This window comes from Candidatus Nomurabacteria bacterium, from assembly GCA_020631905.1.
Lineage (GTDB): Bacteria > Patescibacteriota > Saccharimonadia > Saccharimonadales > VXPC01 > JACKGQ01.
On the sequence record JACKGQ010000001.1, the window covers coordinates 700902 to 719357 of the forward strand.

General features: G+C 43.8%; 19 protein-coding genes. 1 reads left to right on the forward strand and 18 read right to left on the reverse strand.

The window, feature by feature from the left end:
* Nucleotide 1: 1 nt before the first annotated feature.
* From H6798_03655 to H6798_03670, 4 genes are all read right to left on the reverse strand, one after another.
* The gene (locus H6798_03655; GenBank protein ID MCB9821604.1) at nt 2–334 is read right to left on the reverse strand and encodes a YraN family protein; all 333 of its coding nucleotides are present in this window, start codon (nt 332–334) and stop codon (nt 2–4) included.
* Nucleotides 331–918, reverse strand: coding sequence for a ribonuclease HII (locus H6798_03660; protein ID MCB9821605.1), 588 nt, complete (start codon nt 916–918; stop codon nt 331–333). Before H6798_03660 ends, H6798_03655 begins: the two co-directional genes overlap by 4 nt.
* 67 nt (nt 919–985) lie before the next feature.
* Entirely contained in the window at nt 986–1450 is a 465-nt protein-coding gene (rplS, locus tag H6798_03665) for a 50S ribosomal protein L19 (GenBank protein ID MCB9821606.1), read from the reverse strand.
* A 73-nt stretch (nt 1451–1523) separates the two neighbouring features.
* Nucleotides 1524–3122, reverse strand: a complete 1599-nt coding sequence (locus H6798_03670) for a type II/IV secretion system protein (protein ID MCB9821607.1) — start codon at nt 3120–3122, stop codon at nt 1524–1526.
* Nucleotides 3123–3174: 52 nt separating this feature from the next.
* On the opposite strand from H6798_03670, the gene H6798_03675 reads away from it, so the two are divergent.
* A complete protein-coding gene (locus tag H6798_03675; protein ID MCB9821608.1) occupies nt 3175–3669 on the forward strand; it encodes a hypothetical protein in 495 nt (164 codons plus the stop codon).
* On the opposite strand, the gene H6798_03680 is transcribed toward H6798_03675, so the two are convergent.
* The 14 genes from H6798_03680 to H6798_03745 form a co-directional block, all read right to left on the reverse strand.
* Nucleotides 3666–4571 (reverse strand): hypothetical protein, encoded by a 906-nt coding sequence (locus H6798_03680; GenBank protein MCB9821609.1) that lies wholly within the window; start codon nt 4569–4571, stop codon nt 3666–3668. The genes H6798_03675 and H6798_03680 overlap by 4 nt on opposite strands.
* Nucleotides 4572–4624: 53 nt before the next feature.
* The gene (locus H6798_03685; GenBank protein MCB9821610.1) at nt 4625–5299 is read right to left on the reverse strand and encodes a hypothetical protein; all 675 of its coding nucleotides are present in this window, start codon (nt 5297–5299) and stop codon (nt 4625–4627) included.
* Nucleotides 5300–5385: 86 nt separating this feature from the next.
* Nucleotides 5386–9009, reverse strand: a complete 3624-nt coding sequence (locus tag H6798_03690) for a DNA polymerase III subunit alpha (protein ID MCB9821611.1) — start codon at nt 9007–9009, stop codon at nt 5386–5388.
* 74 nt (nt 9010–9083) lie between these two features.
* Nucleotides 9084–9332 carry a hypothetical protein gene (locus H6798_03695; protein MCB9821612.1) on the reverse strand — a complete coding sequence of 83 codons (249 nt, stop codon included), beginning with the start codon at nt 9330–9332 and terminating at the stop codon, nt 9084–9086.
* Entirely contained in the window at nt 9313–9579 is a 267-nt protein-coding gene (locus H6798_03700; GenBank protein ID MCB9821613.1) for a hypothetical protein, read from the reverse strand. The genes H6798_03695 and H6798_03700 overlap by 20 nt, the downstream gene beginning before the upstream one ends.
* Nucleotides 9580–9609: 30 nt before the next feature.
* The gene (locus tag H6798_03705) at nt 9610–10047 is read right to left on the reverse strand and encodes a hypothetical protein (protein MCB9821614.1); all 438 of its coding nucleotides are present in this window, start codon (nt 10045–10047) and stop codon (nt 9610–9612) included.
* A gap of 62 nt (nt 10048–10109) precedes the next feature.
* Nucleotides 10110–11558: an Asp-tRNA(Asn)/Glu-tRNA(Gln) amidotransferase subunit GatB gene (gatB, locus tag H6798_03710; GenBank protein MCB9821615.1), complete on the reverse strand. Its 1449-nt coding sequence runs from the start codon at nt 11556–11558 to the stop codon at nt 10110–10112.
* 8 nt (nt 11559–11566) lie between these two features.
* Nucleotides 11567–11971 (reverse strand): hypothetical protein, encoded by a 405-nt coding sequence (locus H6798_03715; GenBank protein MCB9821616.1) that lies wholly within the window; start codon nt 11969–11971, stop codon nt 11567–11569.
* Nucleotides 11968–13383: an Asp-tRNA(Asn)/Glu-tRNA(Gln) amidotransferase subunit GatA gene (gatA, locus tag H6798_03720; protein MCB9821617.1), complete on the reverse strand. Its 1416-nt coding sequence runs from the start codon at nt 13381–13383 to the stop codon at nt 11968–11970. The genes H6798_03715 and gatA overlap by 4 nt, the downstream gene beginning before the upstream one ends.
* The gene (gene gatC / locus H6798_03725; GenBank protein MCB9821618.1) at nt 13380–13670 is read right to left on the reverse strand and encodes an Asp-tRNA(Asn)/Glu-tRNA(Gln) amidotransferase subunit GatC; all 291 of its coding nucleotides are present in this window, start codon (nt 13668–13670) and stop codon (nt 13380–13382) included. Before gatC ends, gatA begins: the two co-directional genes overlap by 4 nt.
* A gap of 59 nt (nt 13671–13729) precedes the next feature.
* Complete coding sequence (gene uvrB, locus H6798_03730; protein ID MCB9821619.1) at nt 13730–15712, reverse strand: excinuclease ABC subunit UvrB; 1983 nt, start codon at nt 15710–15712, stop codon at nt 13730–13732.
* Between the two features lie 398 nt (nt 15713–16110).
* Nucleotides 16111–16749 (reverse strand): LOG family protein, encoded by a 639-nt coding sequence (locus tag H6798_03735; protein ID MCB9821620.1) that lies wholly within the window; start codon nt 16747–16749, stop codon nt 16111–16113.
* 2 nt (nt 16750–16751) lie between these two features.
* Nucleotides 16752–17990 (reverse strand): hypothetical protein, encoded by a 1239-nt coding sequence (locus tag H6798_03740; GenBank protein ID MCB9821621.1) that lies wholly within the window; start codon nt 17988–17990, stop codon nt 16752–16754.
* A gap of 86 nt (nt 17991–18076) precedes the next feature.
* Complete coding sequence (locus tag H6798_03745; GenBank protein ID MCB9821622.1) at nt 18077–18445, reverse strand: hypothetical protein; 369 nt, start codon at nt 18443–18445, stop codon at nt 18077–18079.
* Between the last annotated feature and the right edge of the window lie 11 nt (nt 18446–18456).

Genomic DNA, 18456 nt, shown 5'->3' on the forward strand with positions numbered 1-18456 from the left:
TTTAACACTCCACCAAATTTATATAACCCGAAGAGTTAACTTCAGCCGCCAATAACTCGATCTTACCAGGCCACTTATTAACACTTAGCCAAATTTCGACAGATCGCTGCATCTGCTTAAGTTTTGCAGGTGTTATTGCCTCGAGTCCGCCGCCGCCTATACTGTTTTTACGATATTTTACTTCGACAAAATATATCGATTTTTTCTTTTTTGCGATTATGTCTATCTCGCAAGCCTTAGTTCGCCAGTTTTGCTTTAATATTTGGTAGCCAGACTCAATCAAATATTCGGCCACTAAATTCTCGGCTGATCTACCTTTATCGCTAGTGTTCATAACAACTTCTTAATTGGTGAGAACGATTTACGATGAATATCACTGATGCCATATCTACTTAAAGCATCTCGATGAGCTTTTGTCCCGTATCCGACGTGTTTTTCGAAACCATAGTTTTTATATGCGTTTGCAAGCTGACGCATACGCATATCCCGTTCAACTTTTGCTAGTATGCTTGCCGCCATTACTTCTGCAAAAATGGAATCAGCCTTGGCAATAACTCTAGTCTCCCATGCGTCACTCTGGCCAAGATAGTTTACGTTACCATCGATTATTAACTCTACTTCATCCGCCGAGCCAGGGTTAAGTGATTCTAAAACTTGTTTAACAGCTAATCCCATTGAGTATGTTTGTGCCCAAGTTAAGCCATATTTGTCGATGTCACAAGATTCTACAAAAACTACTGCTTTATGATCTTGGCGTTCGATTATCGTTTTATAGGCTGCTTGACGTTGATCAGAAGTCAGTTTTTTAGAGTCGTTAAGCCCAGCCGGTATGCTACCAACAAAACATATCGCCGCCGCCGTAAATGGACCTGCCCAGGCTCCGCGACCAGCTTCATCTACACCAATTACATATTTCATATGAATGTATTATATCGTACAAAAAAGACCTATATTGATAGGTCCTTTTTAGTGTCCTGCAGTATTTCTAGGCGGCTTGACTATCGGCAGTATCAGTAGTATCTACATCATCGCTAGCAGAATCTTCGGCTTGCTCTTCAGCTACGACCACATCTTCTTCTACGGTGTTAACTGCTATTTGATCAAAGTCGACACTAGACAAACGGGCCGATTTACCAGTAAGTTCACGGATATAAGTTAGGTAATTGCGGCGAACTTTGCTTCGCTTGACTACTTCAACTTTGACGATGCTTGGGCTATGCATCATAAAACCTTTTTCGACTCCAACGCCACTAGCAATTTTACGAACTGTAATGCGATAGGTAGGTGAGTTTTTTCGATCGACTCTAATTACTAGGCCTTCAAAAACCTGAACACGTTCTTTGTTGCCTTCTTTAATTTTCTGATGGACACGCACAACATCACCGCTACGTACTAGCACTACTGATTTTTTTGCATGCTTGGCACCAATTTGCTTAACAAGTTCACTCATAACCGGTTGATTTTACCAGACTACCTCTTATAAATCAACACTTTATATTCTCTGGTACGAATCGTGCTGGCAACTAGCCGACTACCCGATAGATCTCTTCGATTGTGGTCTCTCCAGCAATGGCCTTTAAGACCCCATCTTGCAGCATGGTCAACATGCCACCGTGTCTGATAGCCTCAGTTTCAATAGATTGTGAGGTGATATCGGTGTGTGATGCAAGCATAGCCTGTAAGCTGTCATTCATGACTAACATCTCACGAATTGCAATCTGACCAGAGTAGCCAAATGGATTTTCATCCGAGGCACCAGGATGGTATAGCGTAAGATTGTTGATATCTGGTTTCTGAACATTGTCTGGCAAACTTTCAAGCACATTTCTAATCTGTTCAACCACCGCCGGCTCGGGTTGATATGCTTGCTTCGTACTGTCATCGAGTCGCCGAACAAGTCGTTGTGCCTGGATGAGTCTGATCGAGCTCAAAAATAACGGATTTTCATTGGTCGCGTCCATGATTCTCGTCATCGCTGTAGCAGCCGAACTAGCGTGATAGGTGCTCAACACCAAGTGTCCGGTTAACGCAGCTTGTAGAGCTGTTTTGGCTGTGTCATCATCACGAATTTCTCCAACCATAATCACATCTGGATCAAGACGCAGTACTGCCCGTAAGCCCTCGTTGAACGATGCGCCACCTTGAGTGTTGATCGGAATCTGGGTTATACCTGGTATTTGGTATTCTACGGGATCTTCAAGTGTAATCAGTTTTCGTTCGGGATTAATTAATTCATTAAGTATGCTATAGAGTGTCGTACTCTTGCCGGAGCCGGTTGGTCCGACAATCATAACTAAACCTGATGGTTTATTAATAATATCGCGCAGGACACTTTCTTCGTATTCGTCTAGGCCTAGTTTTTCGAGATGCAGCATATCAGGATTGAAGTTAAATAAACGCATAACTACATTCATTCCATATATGCCTTGCACTGTTTCAATCCGCAGGTTAACTTTTACTTCCGATCCATCTTCCATGTGATATGTCTTACCAATGTGCCCTGTCTGTGGATCTGGTGAACTAGTCGACAAATTAGCCGCACTCGCTATTGCACTAATCAACATTCGATGTCTTTCGAGAGGCAGTTCTGCAATTGGATGTAAAACTCCATGAACACGGATTCGAATCCGCATAAACTTTTCTTCAACTTCTAAATGAATATCGCTAGCCCGTAACCGAAAGGCTTGTTGAACAATATAGGCAAGCATGTCGTCTGCCTTAACCTTTAAAAGTGTCTGGCTAATCTGCTCAATCCCGACTGCCCCAACGGCTTTTTCGAGCTTTATATCCTGATAGACCACTTCTTCTGGAGGGTCATAAAGTTTCATATATTCGCTATAAGCACTATCGGAGATAAGTACAAAATCGACTCGATGTTCGTTAAATCTGTTCCTAACTTCGTCGCGAACTCTCGGTGGAGTATTGGTGGTTATTGCAAATGTAATCCCATCTTTAGAAGAAACAATTGGAACCGTTCTAGTCCTGTACATCTCTTCGTTCGTTAGCAAGTCTTGATACAAGGGCTTTGACTGTAGGCTACGTACATCTAAATAGCGTAACCCGAGAATATTGGCTCTTCTAAGGGTGTTCGCTTCTTCAATTGATCTCGCATCTTGTGACATTATTTTAGATTTCCCACATTTATCTCGGACTATTATACTATGTGCTCGAAAGATGAGTAAGCCTAAAATTATATTAGTTATGGAAAACTTGCGTAGTATCTACAATGTAGGTGCTTTACTACGAACTTGCGAAGGTTTGGGAGTGAACCAGGTAGTCTACATCGGAACAACCCCTCACCCAATTGTGCAAGATGATCAGCGGCTACCATTTAAGGCCAAACAGCAAACAAATCAAATCGCCAAAACTGCTCTTGGTGCAGAAAACTCAGTCAGCGGTGATTACTATCGATACAGTAAAGATTTTTTAGAATCGAGAGACCAGAGCAAGCTTCTGCTAACGCTGGAGCAAAATAAGAAAAGCGTTCTTTTAGACGGGTTTTGCCTCTCAGAAGATGCCTATCTTGTAGTTGGGAACGAAGTCGACGGAGTGTCCAAATTACTAATTGAGGCAAGTGATGGTGTTTTAGAGATACCGATGCTTGGCCATAAAGAATCTTTAAACGTCGAGGTGGCTGGAGCGATCGCCATTTACAGTTTGCTACATTAGATGTGGATGTGCGGTAAGTGCATATCTAGATGGGCATGATGCCGGATATACCGAACCTCTAATAGCACACCTGCAGCCACAACACCAGCAGCAACTGTTGCCAATAATACCGCTAACCAAGGTTCCACGAGTGGCTTATCAACCTCGGCTACACTGGCCAGCGGAAAACCGCTAGCTTGTTCAGATAGGTCGGGTTCAGTCGATGATAACGCAGCTTGCTCAGTTTCAGTCTTAGGTGTATCTGAAACCTCAGCCTCTACACCTGTATCTGTCTCTGGAGTTGTATTGTTAGCACTTGACGGGCTCGAAGATGTGCTCGTAGGTTCGGTCGCAGACTGCTGCGCTGAATCGTTTGGCTCGGGGTTACTGGCTTGCGCCGTGCTAGCGGTTGGGGCAGCGTAGTGAGCAACCACAAAGTAAGTATTTGAATAAGTTACACCTTGGTAATTCCACTCGCCCACATAGACAACTCCATAGCCAACTTCTGTATAAGTCTTGCTTAGCAAATTAGCACGATGCCCGCTACTGTTCATCCAGCCTTGGACAATTGCATCTGCACCTTGGTTGCCAGCCGCCAAGTTTTCGCCTGCTCCGGCGTAGCTATAGCCGGCATTCACAATGAACGACCAAGGTGTCGTGCCATCAGGGGCTGTGTGCGCAAAATAACCATTAGCTAACATATGGTTTGCCTTGGCTTGAGCAGAGCTCGATAATTTACTATTGCTTCTATAAGCTACTAGACCGTTATTCAATCTTTCCTGATTAGATAAGCTAAAAAGTTCTCCGCTCGATACCGCAAAAGCTTTGCCTGGGACAAAATTTACCACGACTGCCAGAACAAGCCAGACATATACGCCTGCGGCTATCAAGTGGTGTCCGATACGCTTTTTCGGCAAATTCATATCTTCAAGCATTATATCAAACCATAACCAGCATGTTTAAAGATTCAGAACTACTATTTCTTGCGCGAAGTTTTGGTTTTGCGAGCTTTAACTGCCTCGCTTCCACCCAAGACATACCACATTGCTCCGATTGCCCCGCCACCGACAAACCACCAATACCAAGCTGCTGACTGGTCGGTACCTGCCACATCATCGGCAGATTCCTGAGTGCTTGCTTGATCACTACTAGTATTGTTATCAGAACTTGTATCAGCAGGATTTTCCGTATTTGGATTGCTTGTCTCGGTCTGAACATATGATGGCGCGCTTACTGGCGATATATCGACGAGATTACGCTTAATCGGCCCATACGCGTTCCAGCGTTGTTCGGCTGCCGTACTCAATAGTTTGGCAGATTCGACAGCTGTCATGACTGCCTGTTCGTCGATATCGACAGTTTGACCAATATTTAATTCATAAGCCCCCATGGCCTGAACAACTTCAGTTTCGGCAGCGATTGCTTGACCCTGGCTCAGGCTAATATCGGCATTTCCCGCATAAAGTTCGATGCTTCTTCTGACTAGCTTGGTTAGGTTATCGCCTGCCTTTACGCTATAGCTAAATCTAGCCTGAGGCTGATCGGCACCTGCTGCAGCATCCTGGGCGGAAACCCTACCACCAAACAATGCACATAAAACTAAAGTTAACAATATCCCCACATTGAGCTTTTTACTGATTGCATAGCTCACTGTTTTCCCTCCGAAATTATAGCCAAATCATACTATAAGTATGCATTCGTAACAACAAGCTTGTGTGAATAACACATCAGTCTTAACTAGCCAAACCTGACATTCGTCTTGCCAACGCTTTCGCCAAGAGCTTCGAGCAACGGTTCGGCAGGTTCAATCATTTGCGGCAAACGTAATATTTGCTTCTGTGTATCTTTACCGATCACTAGAACTACCTCAGTCTTACCTGGGTATTTATCTATCAGAAGTTTTATTGCAGTCAGTTGATCGGCATTATTGGTACTATCCAACCGAATGAATAGACGTCGAGTGCTATCATCTCGAGTTTGCGGAGTTGATTTGGATGTTGTTGTCTTTTTTGAGTTTGTTTTTTTGGTAAGGCTCAGTTTCTTACCCTTCGGACGGTACTCAAGCGCCTTATCATGCGAAATTTCCTTGATACTCGAAGCCATAATTTTTGCTGTTTCTTGTAGGTTACCAATTTGGTCGGTGCCAGATACTTTGCCCTTAACTTCGACTATTTTATCTACTTGCCAATTATCTGAAGTCTCCTTATAGGTGTTTGGAAAGACGATTACTTCAATATCGCCAGAAAAGTCTTCAATTTTGACAAAAGCCATCATTTGGCCATTCTTTGTAGTTATTGTTCGTACATCTTGAATAACTCCGCCAATTACTGCCCCACGACCATCATCTTGAGGTCTGATTTCTTGGCTAGGTATTGTATTTTCTTCGAGATATGCCCGATAGTCTTCTAGAGGGTGTTCGCTAAGGTAGAGACCCAGGAGTTCACGCTCCCAAGCCAGTACTTCGGACTTGCTAATCTCAGGCCCCTGACTCAAAGTGACGCTTATCTGCGAAGCTACTGCGGCTTTATCGTTAGCGTCTAGCGCGCCAAAGAGATCTGTCTGCCCGCTTGCGGCTTCTTTCTGTAGTCGGTGCGCAACATGAATAATATCATCCAGACTAGCCAGCAAATCTGTCCGTGAGCCCAGGGCATCAAACGCCCCAGCCTTAATTAGGCTTTCCCAAGATTTACGGTTTACAATACTACTGTTAACCCTAGCGACGAAATCATTAACATCTGCGAATGGCCCAGCTTCATCACGAGCTCGAATTATCTCTGCAACAGCACCATGGCCGACGTTCTTGACTGCATCCATGCCGAAACGAATTTCGTTCTGGCCGCCAATAATTGCAAATTCATGATACGAACTATTTATGTCTGGCGGCAATACTTTTATACCATGCTGTGAACACTCTGCTATTTCGATACCTAAACGATCTAAGTTATCAGCATCACTGGTCATTAGCGCAGCCATAAAGGCGTCAGGGTAGTGAGCCTTAAGATAGGCAGTCTGGTAGGCAATTAGTCCATAACAAACCGAGTGCGACTTATTGAAAGCATAGTCAGCAAACCCCATCAGGTCATCCCAAAACTTCTGCATTACTTCTTTGGGAACACCCGAATGTTCAATACCGCCTTCCACAAACCGCTTTTCCATTTTTTGCATAACTTCGCGGATTTTTTTACCAATAGCCTTACGTAATGTATCCGATTCACCACCAGTAAATCCACATACTTCACGACTAATCTGCATCACCTGTTCTTGGTAGACTAGAGTGCCATAAGTACTTGACAAGGCCGCCTCGAATGCCGGATGCGGTACCTTAACCTCTTCCTTGCCATTCTTACGATTTATAAAGGCGTCGGTTAGTCCAGCTCCAAGTGGACCCGGGCGATACAAGGCCGTCATTGCAGCAATATCTTCGAAAGTAGTTGGCTTGAGTCGTTTAAGGTACTGTTTCATGCCACTAGATTCCAATTGAAATACGCCTGTTGTATCGGCGTTCTGCAATAGCTCAAAAGTGGCTTGGTCGTCTAGCGGAATTGTGTCGATGTCAATCTCCTGGCCATAGACTTTGCGAATAATCCTCTGTGCATTGCGAATTATCGTTAAGTTAGATAGGCCTAAGAAGTCCATTTTCAGCAGACCTAGTTCTTCGACTGGACCCATCGGATACTGAGTTGCAACTACACCCTTCTGTGCCATTTCTAAAGGTGCAAACTTAACTAGTTCATCGGGTGCAATCACTACTCCGGCAGCATGGACACCATGACTCCTAATTGTACCCTCTAGGCGCACAGCCAAATCAAACACTCGTTTAGATTGAGGGCTACTACCATATTCTGTTTTTAGATCAGAATTATCTTCTAGACTCTTTTTTAATGGTATATGACGACCTTGGACTGGTGGCGGAATCAACTTGGCCATACGATCGGCATCTGCGTAAGGTACTTGGAGTACTCGCGCCACATCACGCACAGCGTTTCGGGCGGCCATCCGGCCAAATGTCACAATATTGGCTACTCTGTCGGCACCATACTTTTCGGTGACATATTTGATCACTTCGTCACGGCGAGAATCTTGTATATCGATGTCGATATCTGGCATGCTAATTCGGTCTGGATTTAAAAATCGCTCAAACAGTAAGTCATATCTGAGCGGTTCAACTGTAGTTATCTTTAGGGCGTAAGCAACAATCGACCCAGCCGCCGAGCCTCGCCCTGGCCCGAAAACTATTCCCTGTTCCTTGCCCCATTTTATAAAGTCCCAAACTATCAAAAAGTAGCCGTTAAAACCCATGCTATCAATCACGGCCAGCTCGTACTCGGCGCGTTCAAGCACCTGTTTCTCTAAAAGTTTTTTTGCCGACTCAACATCCAGCTTGGAGGCTTCTTGTTTGGTAAGGTTGGCATAATTAACACACAAGCCCTGGTAAACAAGTCGTTGTAGATAGCTTTTTTCATCGTCTTTACCTGGTGTAGGAAACTTAGGAATCAAAATTTTTCCAAGTTCGATATCAACATTACAAGAGTCGGCAATCTTACGAGTATTACTAATTGCATCTGGTCGGTGCTGCCAGCGTTCGATCACGTCTTTTGGGTCGGACACAAACAAGTGCCAACCCGAAAGACTCATCCTGTCGGTATCACTTAAAAACGAGCTGGTTTGAACACACAAGAGAATTTCGTGAACTTCGGCATCTTCTTCTTTTAAATAATGAGCGTCAGCGGAAACAACTACAGGAATATCTAGCTTATCAGCTAATTGGATTAATTTTTTATTAAGTTCTGCCTGCTTGGGTTGGGTATGGCTGTGGTCTTGAAGCTCGATGTAATATCTACCCGGGAAAGTTTGTTTATACCAACTAGCAACTTCTTCAGCCTTATCAACTTGATCTGCCAATATAAATTCACTTACCTCACCACCCATGCAACCAGAAAGAACTACTAATCCTTGGCCATACTGTTCTAGTAAATCGTGGTCAATCCGAGGTTTATAGTAAGTACCTTGAAGATTCGCAATCGTCGACAAACGCATTAAGTTTTCATAACCAACATTATCTTGGGCTAATAAGATAAGGTGATACCGGCCTTTGTCTAACTGCGGGTCGCGGTCGGTATGCTTCCGGGATGCGACATATGTTTCCATGCCAATAATCGGTTTTATGCCGACATCTTTGGCGGCTTTATAAAATTCTATTGTCCCACTTAAGGTGCCGTGATCGGTCTTGGCGATCGCATCCATACCAAGATTTTTGGCATGCTCAACCATCTCGGGAATCTTTTGCAATCCATCAAGCAAGCTATGATGCGTATGGTTGTGCAGATGCACAAAATCAGAACTAGACAGTTTACCTGCCACTGTGTAACTACCCTCCAAATTTAATCCATATTATACGTTAAATCGTGTTTGTATTTTGCTGTAAAAATTACGAGTTAGTTTGCGAGTGAGTTACGAATGGCGTCGATCAAGCCACCTAAAATCCACATATTATTAAACCAAGATAAAATCCAAGCGACCAAAGCAACAAGTACAGTCGCGCCGAGCACGCTCCCGAAACCAAACGATAAACCTCTTAAAAAGTTAACCTTAAATATGCTTTTATAGCTAACAAGTCCAGACTCAATAATTTTCTGAAGAGTTTGTTCGGCCTGGTCTTGCTGCTTAGTCTTTGTTTTTGGCATTATTTTCCTTTCGTCCGAAATGTTCAGCAGTAGCTTTGACAATTTTTGAAATTGCCAGTGGTACACTCATTGCGCTAGCAACTTTACTAACGCTAGTAAGGTTACTGGCGGCGTCCTCTGCCTTGTCGACAACATGTTGCACTTTCTTAAGAATCTTATAGATAGTCACGGCAATTACAATATCGATAATTAATAATATCGATACGATTACAAACAGAACTGTTACGAGTAGACTGCCGTCATTCATGATATTAATTATAGCTTAGTTGCCAATACCTTACACTGCAAGACCTGCTAGCAACCAAGTATACCCTCCGGGTATCTGTTTGCGGGCAGTAGTTTTAAAACCAGCGTTTTCGACAGCGTACCAGTAAGCAGTAAGGTCTGGCCGCAATGCCCCCGAATCATAAAATACGCCACTATCTTCTTGTTTCCTTAAGTCATCCCAAAATGCTGTTTCAGTAACCACACCTTCGGCTGTTCCTCGAACGCGAGTTAACCCTAGTCGTATTACCCAAATTCCAATCTTAGTGATGTCGGCCTCGTTGTTATGTCTTAGTTGCTGTTCGTAAACATGCCGAACTGCAGCCCCAACTATCGATTTAGTGCTGTCTAAGCTCATCATTTCATTAAGTCCGTCAGGCGATATACCGCGAGGCGTTAAAATCTGACCACCATCTAGCATAATCCCATCTTTGACCAACAATTCGCCCATAATAACATTATTATAGCATAACAATTATGCTTTGTCTATGAGTAAAAGCCGCTTGTGTATTTCTAAATATGCTCGCGCAGGATGTCGGAGACTACCTTAGGGTTGGCTTTGCCACCGGTTGCTTTCATAACTTGCCCCACCAGAAAACCGATAGCTTTCGGGTCGGCTTGGGCATCGGCAACCGCCTTAGGGTTCTCGGCAATTACCTGTTCGACAGCTAATATTAATTCGCTTTCGTCGGATACTTGCAGTAAATTGCGAGCTTCGGCAAGGCTCTGAGGGTCTTGGTTATCGTTTATGATTGGCTCGATCAATTCCTTGGCAGCAGTTGAGCTTAGCTGACTAGCGTCGTACATGCTAGCCAATTTGACTAGATTCTGAGCAGAATCTCCTAAACGGGCAAAGTCAAATCTGTTTTCCTTAACTAGGCGCAGAATTTCGCCAGTTATCCAGTTGGCGATCGTGTTTAGGGTCTTCTGATCGTGTTGATCGGCAACTTGCAGCAAATATTTGGCGGCTTCGGGATAGTCGAGGATTGTTTCGATTGTATCGTGGTTCAAGCCTGCCCCGCTCAAAACTTGACGAATTTCGGATGGACCGGCTGGCATATTTTTGGCAATTTCCTCGACAAGTTTTCGGTCGATTTCGAGTGGTGGAATGTCTGGATCGGGCATGTAACGATAATCGTGAGCGTTTTCTTTGCTGCGCTGCGAAAAAGTTTTCTGCTTTGTATCATCCCAGCCGCGTGTTTCTTGGACGATTACTTGGCCTTTTTCAATTTGGTCGATTTGACGCTCAATTTCAAAGGCAACCGCCCGCTCGACATTACGGAAGCTATTGAGGTTTTTTGTCTCGGTTCGAGTGCCTAAGGTAGCGGGATCTTTACTAACACTTACGTTGACATCAAATCTAATGTTGCCGTGGAACAGGTCGCAGTCAGACACTCCAGCGTAAAGCATGCGCAAGTAAAGTTCCTGGGCATAGGCCTTTGCCTCGGCAGCAGAATGCATGTCTGGGCGACTAACGATCTCTAAGAGTGGGGTGCCAGCTCGGTTGTAATCAATTAAGCTATAGTCTTTACCTACGGGGTGAGTTAGTTTACCGGCATCTGCCTCGAGATGAGCGCGTTCGATTCTAACACTCGTTTTTTGGCCATTAACCACAATTGGAATTTCGCCATCTAGTACTATTGGCTTGTCAAACTGTGAAATCTGATATCCCAACGGAAGGTCAGGATAAAAATAATGTTTGCGGTCGAATTTTGTAAATTCTGCAATTTTTGCGTTTAGGGCTATGCCAGCTCTAATCGCTTTCTCGACTGCAGCTTCGTTCAGTACCGGCAAGGTACCTGGCAAACCAACACACAGCGGACCAATCAGGCTATTTGGCAAAGCGTCTTTTGCATCGTTTAGAACACCGGTGAATAATTTGGTTTTGGTATTGAACTGTACGTGGCATTCAATTCCAATGGTTGGTAGATACCCGTTGACTAGATAGTCTTTTGTTGACAAGTTTGCCACTAGATCGCTCCTAGATCTTTTAGCGCCCGATGATAAGCTCCCAAAGCGATCTGAGTTTGTCGTTTGTTAACTTTAGTATCTGTCTCGTGAGCGATCTTATTACGTAACTTATGCGCCAACCAAACGTGATCTCGCTTACTAAAAACTTTTTTAGCCGACACCATTCTTTCGGCCATAGTAGCGCCTTTAAAGCGAAGTTCTTTCAGGGCCTTATCTAGTAATTTATCTGCTTCGATGATCGCTATACTGTATGTATCTTCACTGGCTAAATATGTGACGATTTTTTCCCATCTTTCGCGATACTCAGTAATTTTGAGCTTAGAGGTTCGCCTACTCAGTAATGAAACAAAAGTTAAAATTGCAATCCCAAAAACTACTGCAATAATTAACCAAGCAATTGTCATAACTTCTCCTCTAGGCTAGCAGCCAATGACATTATTAAACCATCCTCTTTATGGCCAGAAATTAATTGCAAGCCATACGGCAACTGATTAACAGATTTTCCCGGCAAGCTAATAGCAGGCGCACCAACTAAGTTTGCGAGTACTGTCATTATATCGGCCAAATACATCTGAACTGGATCGTCAATTTTGGCACCCAGATCGAAGGCTGCAAACGGGGCCACCGGACAAACAAGTACATTTGCCTGCTCTAAAGCTGTCTTAAATTCTTCGATTAGTTTCGTGCGTAATTGTTGGGCTTTTTTGTAATATGCATCGTAATATCCGGAGCTTAACACGTAAGTACCAATCATAATTCGACGTTTATTTTCTGCACCAAAACCTGCCGATCGAGACAAACTAATTGCCTCGTCGAGCTTCTTCGAATCTTTTGATTTATGACCATAAACTACTCCGTCGTACCGCGACAAGTTACTGCTCACTTCTGCTGGAACAAGTATGTAATAGCAAGCAAGGGCTAGCTCGATGCTTGGGATACTTACTTCGACTAGTTCGTGCCCGAGACTTTTAATTACATCAAGATACTCGTTAAAAGCCTTCTTGGCGGCAGGCTCTAGGTCGTATTCGGCAAACTCTTTAATGACACCTATATTTAGCTTAGTTTGCCGACTTGGTGTTAAATCGATCTCTGAAGAATCGATGGTTGTACCGTCAAATTCGTCTTGTCCTTTTATGATATTCATAACTGTTGCGGTATTTTCGACTGAATTACCAAGGACACCGATGCAGTCAGTACTGCTGGCCATGGCGACAACTCCATAGCGCGAGACCAAGCCGTAACTTGGTTTATAGCCAACAACTCCGCAAAAACTTGCTGGTAAGCGAATTGAGCCACCTGTGTCACTGCCGAGAGCAAATGGGACAATATCTAAAGCCACAGCTGCAGCGCTTCCTCCACTACTGCCACCGGGCACTTTCGTTGGATCGTGTGGATTTTTGGTCTGGCCAAAATCACTATTCTCGGTAGTGGTGCCATGTGCAAAAGCATCTAAGTTAACTTTGCCGATTAAGACACCGCCCGCATCGAGTACTTTTTGAACAGCGGTTGCAGTGTACGGCGAGCTAAAGCCTTTAAGCATATTACTGGCGGCAGTTGTGTGGCCAAAGTTCACTAGAAAATTATCTTTGATGGCAAAGGGTACACCGGCTAACTCGCCAGGATCTTTACCAGCTTCGATCATCGTGTCAATTTCGGCGGCTCTTTTTAGTGCGTCTGCTTCGCATATTTCTAAGAACACGTTGTAGTCTTGGCTATTTTTTGCTTTTTCTAGAGCTACTTTTGCTAAATCTACGGCTTTTAACTGCCCAGATTGAACCTGATAAACAATTTCTTTAATAGCTTGTGGACGGTTCATTCGATAACTCTCTCTACAATGAACTGATTATCTTCTATCCGACCACCCTTAAGTAGTCCAGCAGCATCAACTCCAAAATCTTGAGGCTGATCATTTCTGGTTATATTCTTGAGACCACTCACTTGGTCTGTTGGTTCGTAATCTGACACGTCAACTGATTGTAGTTGATCAACAAACTCAAATATTGCCTCAATCTCTGACTGGAATTTTTTTATCTCAATATCCGTTAAGCTCAGCCTCGCTAGTTTGGCGAGATGAGCCACATCACTCGCAGTTATTTTTGACATGGTTAAAGTATATTGTAGCAAACAACTCGCCGACATTGAAGTAATTGAACATAAGCAATTTATTTTGTTGCTTTTGATTCTAGTTCTGTGATGTAGTCGCGAATCTCTGCGGCTTTTTCGAATTCAAGATTAGCGGCATGTAGATGCATCTGAGCATTTAGCTGTTTAATTAAACTTGGTATTTCATCTAGCGGCACGCCTTTGAGATCGCGTTTTGCCTGCTTTTTGTGCTTATCTTCTTTCGACTCGCCGCGTGGCATGGAATCTTGAACTTGTTTGCTAACAGATTTGGGAACAATCTTATGCTGACGGTTATAGGCCTCCTGCACTTTCCGACGACGATCAGTTTCATCGATTGCCCGGCGCATACTGCCCGTTATCTGATCGGCATACATAATCACCCTACCTTCTTGGTGCCTGGCGGCTCGTCCGATAGTTTGGATTAGGGCTTGATCGCTGCGCAAAAATCCTTCTTTGTCGGCGTCGATAATCGCGACTAAGCTGACTTCTGGCAAATCGAGTCCTTCACGTAGTAAGTTTATGCCCACCAGCACATCGTAAACCCCGAGGCGCAGATCACGTAAAATATCACTTCGCTCTAGTGTATCGACTTCGCTATGCAAGTACTGTACCTTGATGTCGATATCTTTTAGGTAATCAGTTAGATCTTCAGCCATTCGCTTTGTGAGTGTGGTTACCAGCACACGCTGGTTTTTCTTGACAGTGTCTCTAATCTCGGCGATTAAATCATCAATTTGGCCAGCAATTGGTCGGACTTCGACAATCGGATCGAGTAAGCCTGTCGGTCGGATGATTTGTTCGACCGGCTTTGGTGAGCGGGCCAGCTCGTATTCGGCCGGCGTAGCAGATACATAAACAACTTGATTAACATGCTTTTCGAATTCAACAAAATTTAGTGGACGGTTATCGAGTGCACTCGGTAACCTAAAGCCATAGTCAACTAACACTTGTTTCCGAGCCCGGTCTCCGTTGTACATGCCCCGAACTTGGGGAATTGTCATGTGGCTTTCGTCGATCATCAACAAAAAGTCGTCTGGAAAATAGTCGAGCAGAGTTGCCGGCTGTTCGCCTTCTTCCCGATTTGTCAGGTAGCGGCTGTAGTTCTCAATCCCTTTTACAAATCCAGTCTCTTCAAGCATTTCCAAGTCGAACTTCGTTCTCTGAGAAAGCCGCTGGCTCTCTAGAATCATGTTGCGACTCTCAAACCAATTAGTGCGCTGATCGAGTTCTTGCTCTATTTTGCCCAGAGCACCTTTAAGTTTTTCTTGTGGGGTTACGAAGTGACTGCTCGGAAAAATAGTTATCGATTGCCTCTGGCCTTCGATTTCTCCAGTTAGCGGGTTTATCTGTGAAATTCTCTCAACTTCGTCTCCAAAAAACTCTATCCGGTATGCTGTTTCCTCTCCAGCTGGAAAAACATCGATTACATCACCTTTAACTCGAAAAGCACTTCGGGTAAAGTCGATATCATTTCGTCGATACTGGATATCTGTCAGATGTCGGATAAATTTGTCACGAACTTTACGTTCACCGATGGTTACAGTTTCGCTTAAGCCGCCATAGTCTTCGACTGATCCAATGCCATATATGCAGCTAACACTGGCTACGATTAACACGTCCCGTCTAGACAAAAGTGCATCGGTCGCCGCGTGGCGTAAACGGTCGATCTCTTCATTGATATCGCTGTCTTTTTCGATATAAGTATCACTCCGAGGTATGTATGCTTCTGGCTGATAATAGTCGAAATAACTTACAAAGTAGTGTACGGCGTTGTTAGGGAAGAAGTTTTTGAACTCGTTGTATAACTGAGCCGCCAAAGTTTTGTTGTGGACCAAAACCAGAGTAGGTTTCTGGACTGCTTGAACCACATTGGCCATTGTAAAAGTCTTGCCAGTACCCGTTGCACCTAGGAGCACCTGCTCTTTTACTCCATTGGAAACACCCCTAACTAAAGCCTGAATGGCCGTTGGTTGGTCGCCCGCAGGCTCATAACTCGAACTTAACTCAAACTTGTCAGACATCAAGTTATTTTACTACATATTAGGTATTTCTTGTAAATTATGTGGCATTAAGATAAAGTTGGAATTATGAAAATAAATATAGAGTCGTTCGACCCCCGACCCCATCTAAGCCCCGAAGCACGTACCTGCGCTTCAAGATATAGCACATCTACAGATGCCGGGCAAAACCCACCCCCAATCCACTGCTGCAATTGCATGCGGCGACCGTACGATAAGTTACAATTTACTGCATAGTTCAACAGAGCCTAGTGAAGTTATGCGTCAGTTATCGGCATCTGTAGGTAATATGGTAAGTGGCCTATGTATTGATTGTCCAAGAAACCTTGCACATAAAGCTAAGCAGCAAGATCCTGCGTAGTAACATTACATCATTAAATTTTGATAACTACACAAATAATTTAGCCAGCGCGGTTTTTGTGGTGATTTTCACTCGCACTACATGTTAGGGCGTCAAAGGTGGCCTCGTACTTTTTGAGCTGCTCGATATTAATATCTTTATATTCTTCTTCCATCATGGCGATGACTTGCTTAACTAGCCGGACAGGATCGTTATCGAAAACCACTCGTGTACCATTTGGCTCTTCAAGTTTTTCTAGCAAATGTGGAATGATATCAGCCGTACCACCGGATTCTAGTAATACACCACAGGGCATACGAGCTTCGATGGCGGTAGTAAACTCGTGCAGACTGCCCATCCGTCCACCGATAGTAATAACCGCGTCACTACTCTGAACAAGATGAATATCACGGCCTACATAGTGCATACCAGTAAAGTTTATGTAGTCGAACACGCCTACTGGTAGCCTATATTTACGAACGTGTTCGCGCAAGCTTGAAGCCGGACTAAAACCAATACTCCGGCCACCAGCCTCGTAAGCTCCTCGAGCTCCGAAATATGGCAGGCCCACTGTCGCACCTGTCGTTACAATATGGCCAGCCTCGGCAATTGCTTTACCTATTTCGTAAGCCATACTACACGCATTATCAACCGTATCACCACTCGCGGCACCGGATATACATATACTAAATCTAAGCATGTTTATTGAACCTCCAATTTTTCGGGTGCGATCATACTATTGTCTAGTTGTTTAAGAATCTGCTGTTCGAGCACTGGTTCACCCATGTAACGGATAAATATCTCGTTCCACAAGGCCTCGCGGAAGTGATAAATTTCGCGTTTTCCGTACGGTGTTTTATTAGTATAACTTGCGGCTACATCCATCATGTTGAAGGCGATCGGTCGTTTGCCGTACATTATGCCAACATAGTCTAGGTCACGCCAAAATTCTAATTCTGGAGCAATTTCATACAAAATACTCTCGGCATGTCGCCAGTGTAAGTCTTCTGGTTGAACATGTGGCTGAAAGATTTCGGGATGAACCTCGTTCTCAAGTTTACCAAAATAGCGCTGGATGACTCTCCAATGAACATTGTGTCCGGCCATAATTGCCCCTTGTGCAGGATCGGCAATTAAGGTATTTACAAATATCTCGCCAAAATCAGAGCGAACTTGCTTGAGTTTAAAGAAAGAGCTATAAAGTCGAATTTCGTTAATATAATGAAATAACAAGCTGAGTGCCCAGATAGATATACCTGGCATATGATCGAGCTTGACCGGCAACATAATCACCACGCCCATTTCTTTGCTATGAGTAATATTGTGCTTCTTCTTGTGAATAAAGCTCTCGGCCATATCTGCCCAGCGATCCGGCATAACAACAATCTCAACTTTGCGGGTTTCAAAATCACGTGGGGTAAGGGTTTTGTATTTTTCGTTAAAAGCATTTAGCCAGTCACTGCCTTCGCTAAAGCGTAAGGCACCAAAAATTTCGAAAATATTTTCTTGTTTGAGCATGCTGTCGATACTGGAATAGCCAAGTAGTTGCATCATATTTGGTGGCGGAGTTTCTTTTAAGAATCGCTTGGCCACACTCTTTTTGAGCACCCAACAATCTCGTGGAATATCAACTCGCTCACAAGCAGCTTTTATCTTTGGGATCAAATCGGCTGGATGATCCTTATCCGTGCCTCCAATTGCATGACGTAAATGATTATTATGCTCGTGTATCTTGTTAATCAGGGCTTTATAGAGTTCTGGCCCTTTTGTGTCGTCTGGGTCTAGGCCGAGCGACTTTAGCGTCATACGAACCTTACCGATAATCTCGGCAGTTAGCCGTACATCGACCGCCGGGTTTCCAGAAGATTTTTCGAGCTGTCTCAGGCTGATCGAGAACAACGGCTCATCAGCACCCAAAAGATCAGATATTAATTTCGACATACTTGATTAAAATTTTACCACAAGCATTAACATGGATAAACATATTGTTTTATATATTATTCTTTGTGCTTAGAACACAGTTATTCTTAACCAGCAATTTTTTGCGATGCATTGTGATTAAGTATGAATGGGTTGGTAGGGGCAGATCGGCAATATGGTACCCATAAACCGTCATGAAACAAAAATTCTATTGTACCGTCAGTAGCTAGTTTTACTTCTTCAATCATAACGCATTTACATGGATCTTCTTCTGCAGCCTCTACTAGCAGATCTAGCTCAGTATCTTCCACAACTACTAGACCGTTTAACATTTCTCCGAATATATGACTGTTCCGATGTGCGTAGGTACGCCCATCTCTAAGCATCATGAACAGACTTGGTGCTATTTCTTCGATTAAGCCACTCCCAGTATCTTTCTGCTGATCTACCCATGTTCCATATATTTTCTCTGACATGCTTTAGTCGC

What these genes read in the sequence shown, in the direction of transcription:
- H6798_03655 (MCB9821604.1), bottom strand. Translation starts at nt 334, where the DNA reads ATGAACACTAGCGATAAAGGTAGATCAGCCGAGAATTTAGTGGCCGAA.
- H6798_03660 (MCB9821605.1), bottom strand. Translation starts at nt 918, where the DNA reads ATGAAATATGTAATTGGTGTAGATGAAGCTGGTCGCGGAGCCTGGGCA.
- rplS (MCB9821606.1), bottom strand. Translation starts at nt 1,450, where the DNA reads ATGAGTGAACTTGTTAAGCAAATTGGTGCCAAGCATGCAAAAAAATCA.
- H6798_03670 (MCB9821607.1), bottom strand. Translation starts at nt 3,122, where the DNA reads ATGTCACAAGATGCGAGATCAATTGAAGAAGCGAACACCCTTAGAAGA.
- H6798_03675 (MCB9821608.1), top strand. Translation starts at nt 3,175, where the DNA reads ATGAGTAAGCCTAAAATTATATTAGTTATGGAAAACTTGCGTAGTATC.
- H6798_03680 (MCB9821609.1), bottom strand. Translation starts at nt 4,571, where the DNA reads ATGAATTTGCCGAAAAAGCGTATCGGACACCACTTGATAGCCGCAGGC.
- H6798_03695 (MCB9821612.1), bottom strand. Translation starts at nt 9,332, where the DNA reads ATGCCAAAAACAAAGACTAAGCAGCAAGACCAGGCCGAACAAACTCTT.
- H6798_03700 (MCB9821613.1), bottom strand. Translation starts at nt 9,579, where the DNA reads ATGAATGACGGCAGTCTACTCGTAACAGTTCTGTTTGTAATCGTATCG.
- H6798_03705 (MCB9821614.1), bottom strand. Translation starts at nt 10,047, where the DNA reads ATGGGCGAATTGTTGGTCAAAGATGGGATTATGCTAGATGGTGGTCAG.
- H6798_03715 (MCB9821616.1), bottom strand. Translation starts at nt 11,971, where the DNA reads ATGACAATTGCTTGGTTAATTATTGCAGTAGTTTTTGGGATTGCAATT.
- gatA (MCB9821617.1), bottom strand. Translation starts at nt 13,383, where the DNA reads ATGAACCGTCCACAAGCTATTAAAGAAATTGTTTATCAGGTTCAATCT.
- gatC (MCB9821618.1), bottom strand. Translation starts at nt 13,670, where the DNA reads ATGTCAAAAATAACTGCGAGTGATGTGGCTCATCTCGCCAAACTAGCG.
- uvrB (MCB9821619.1), bottom strand. Translation starts at nt 15,712, where the DNA reads ATGTCTGACAAGTTTGAGTTAAGTTCGAGTTATGAGCCTGCGGGCGAC.
- H6798_03735 (MCB9821620.1), bottom strand. Translation starts at nt 16,749, where the DNA reads ATGCTTAGATTTAGTATATGTATATCCGGTGCCGCGAGTGGTGATACG.
- H6798_03740 (MCB9821621.1), bottom strand. Translation starts at nt 17,990, where the DNA reads ATGTCGAAATTAATATCTGATCTTTTGGGTGCTGATGAGCCGTTGTTC.
- H6798_03745 (MCB9821622.1), bottom strand. Translation starts at nt 18,445, where the DNA reads ATGTCAGAGAAAATATATGGAACATGGGTAGATCAGCAGAAAGATACT.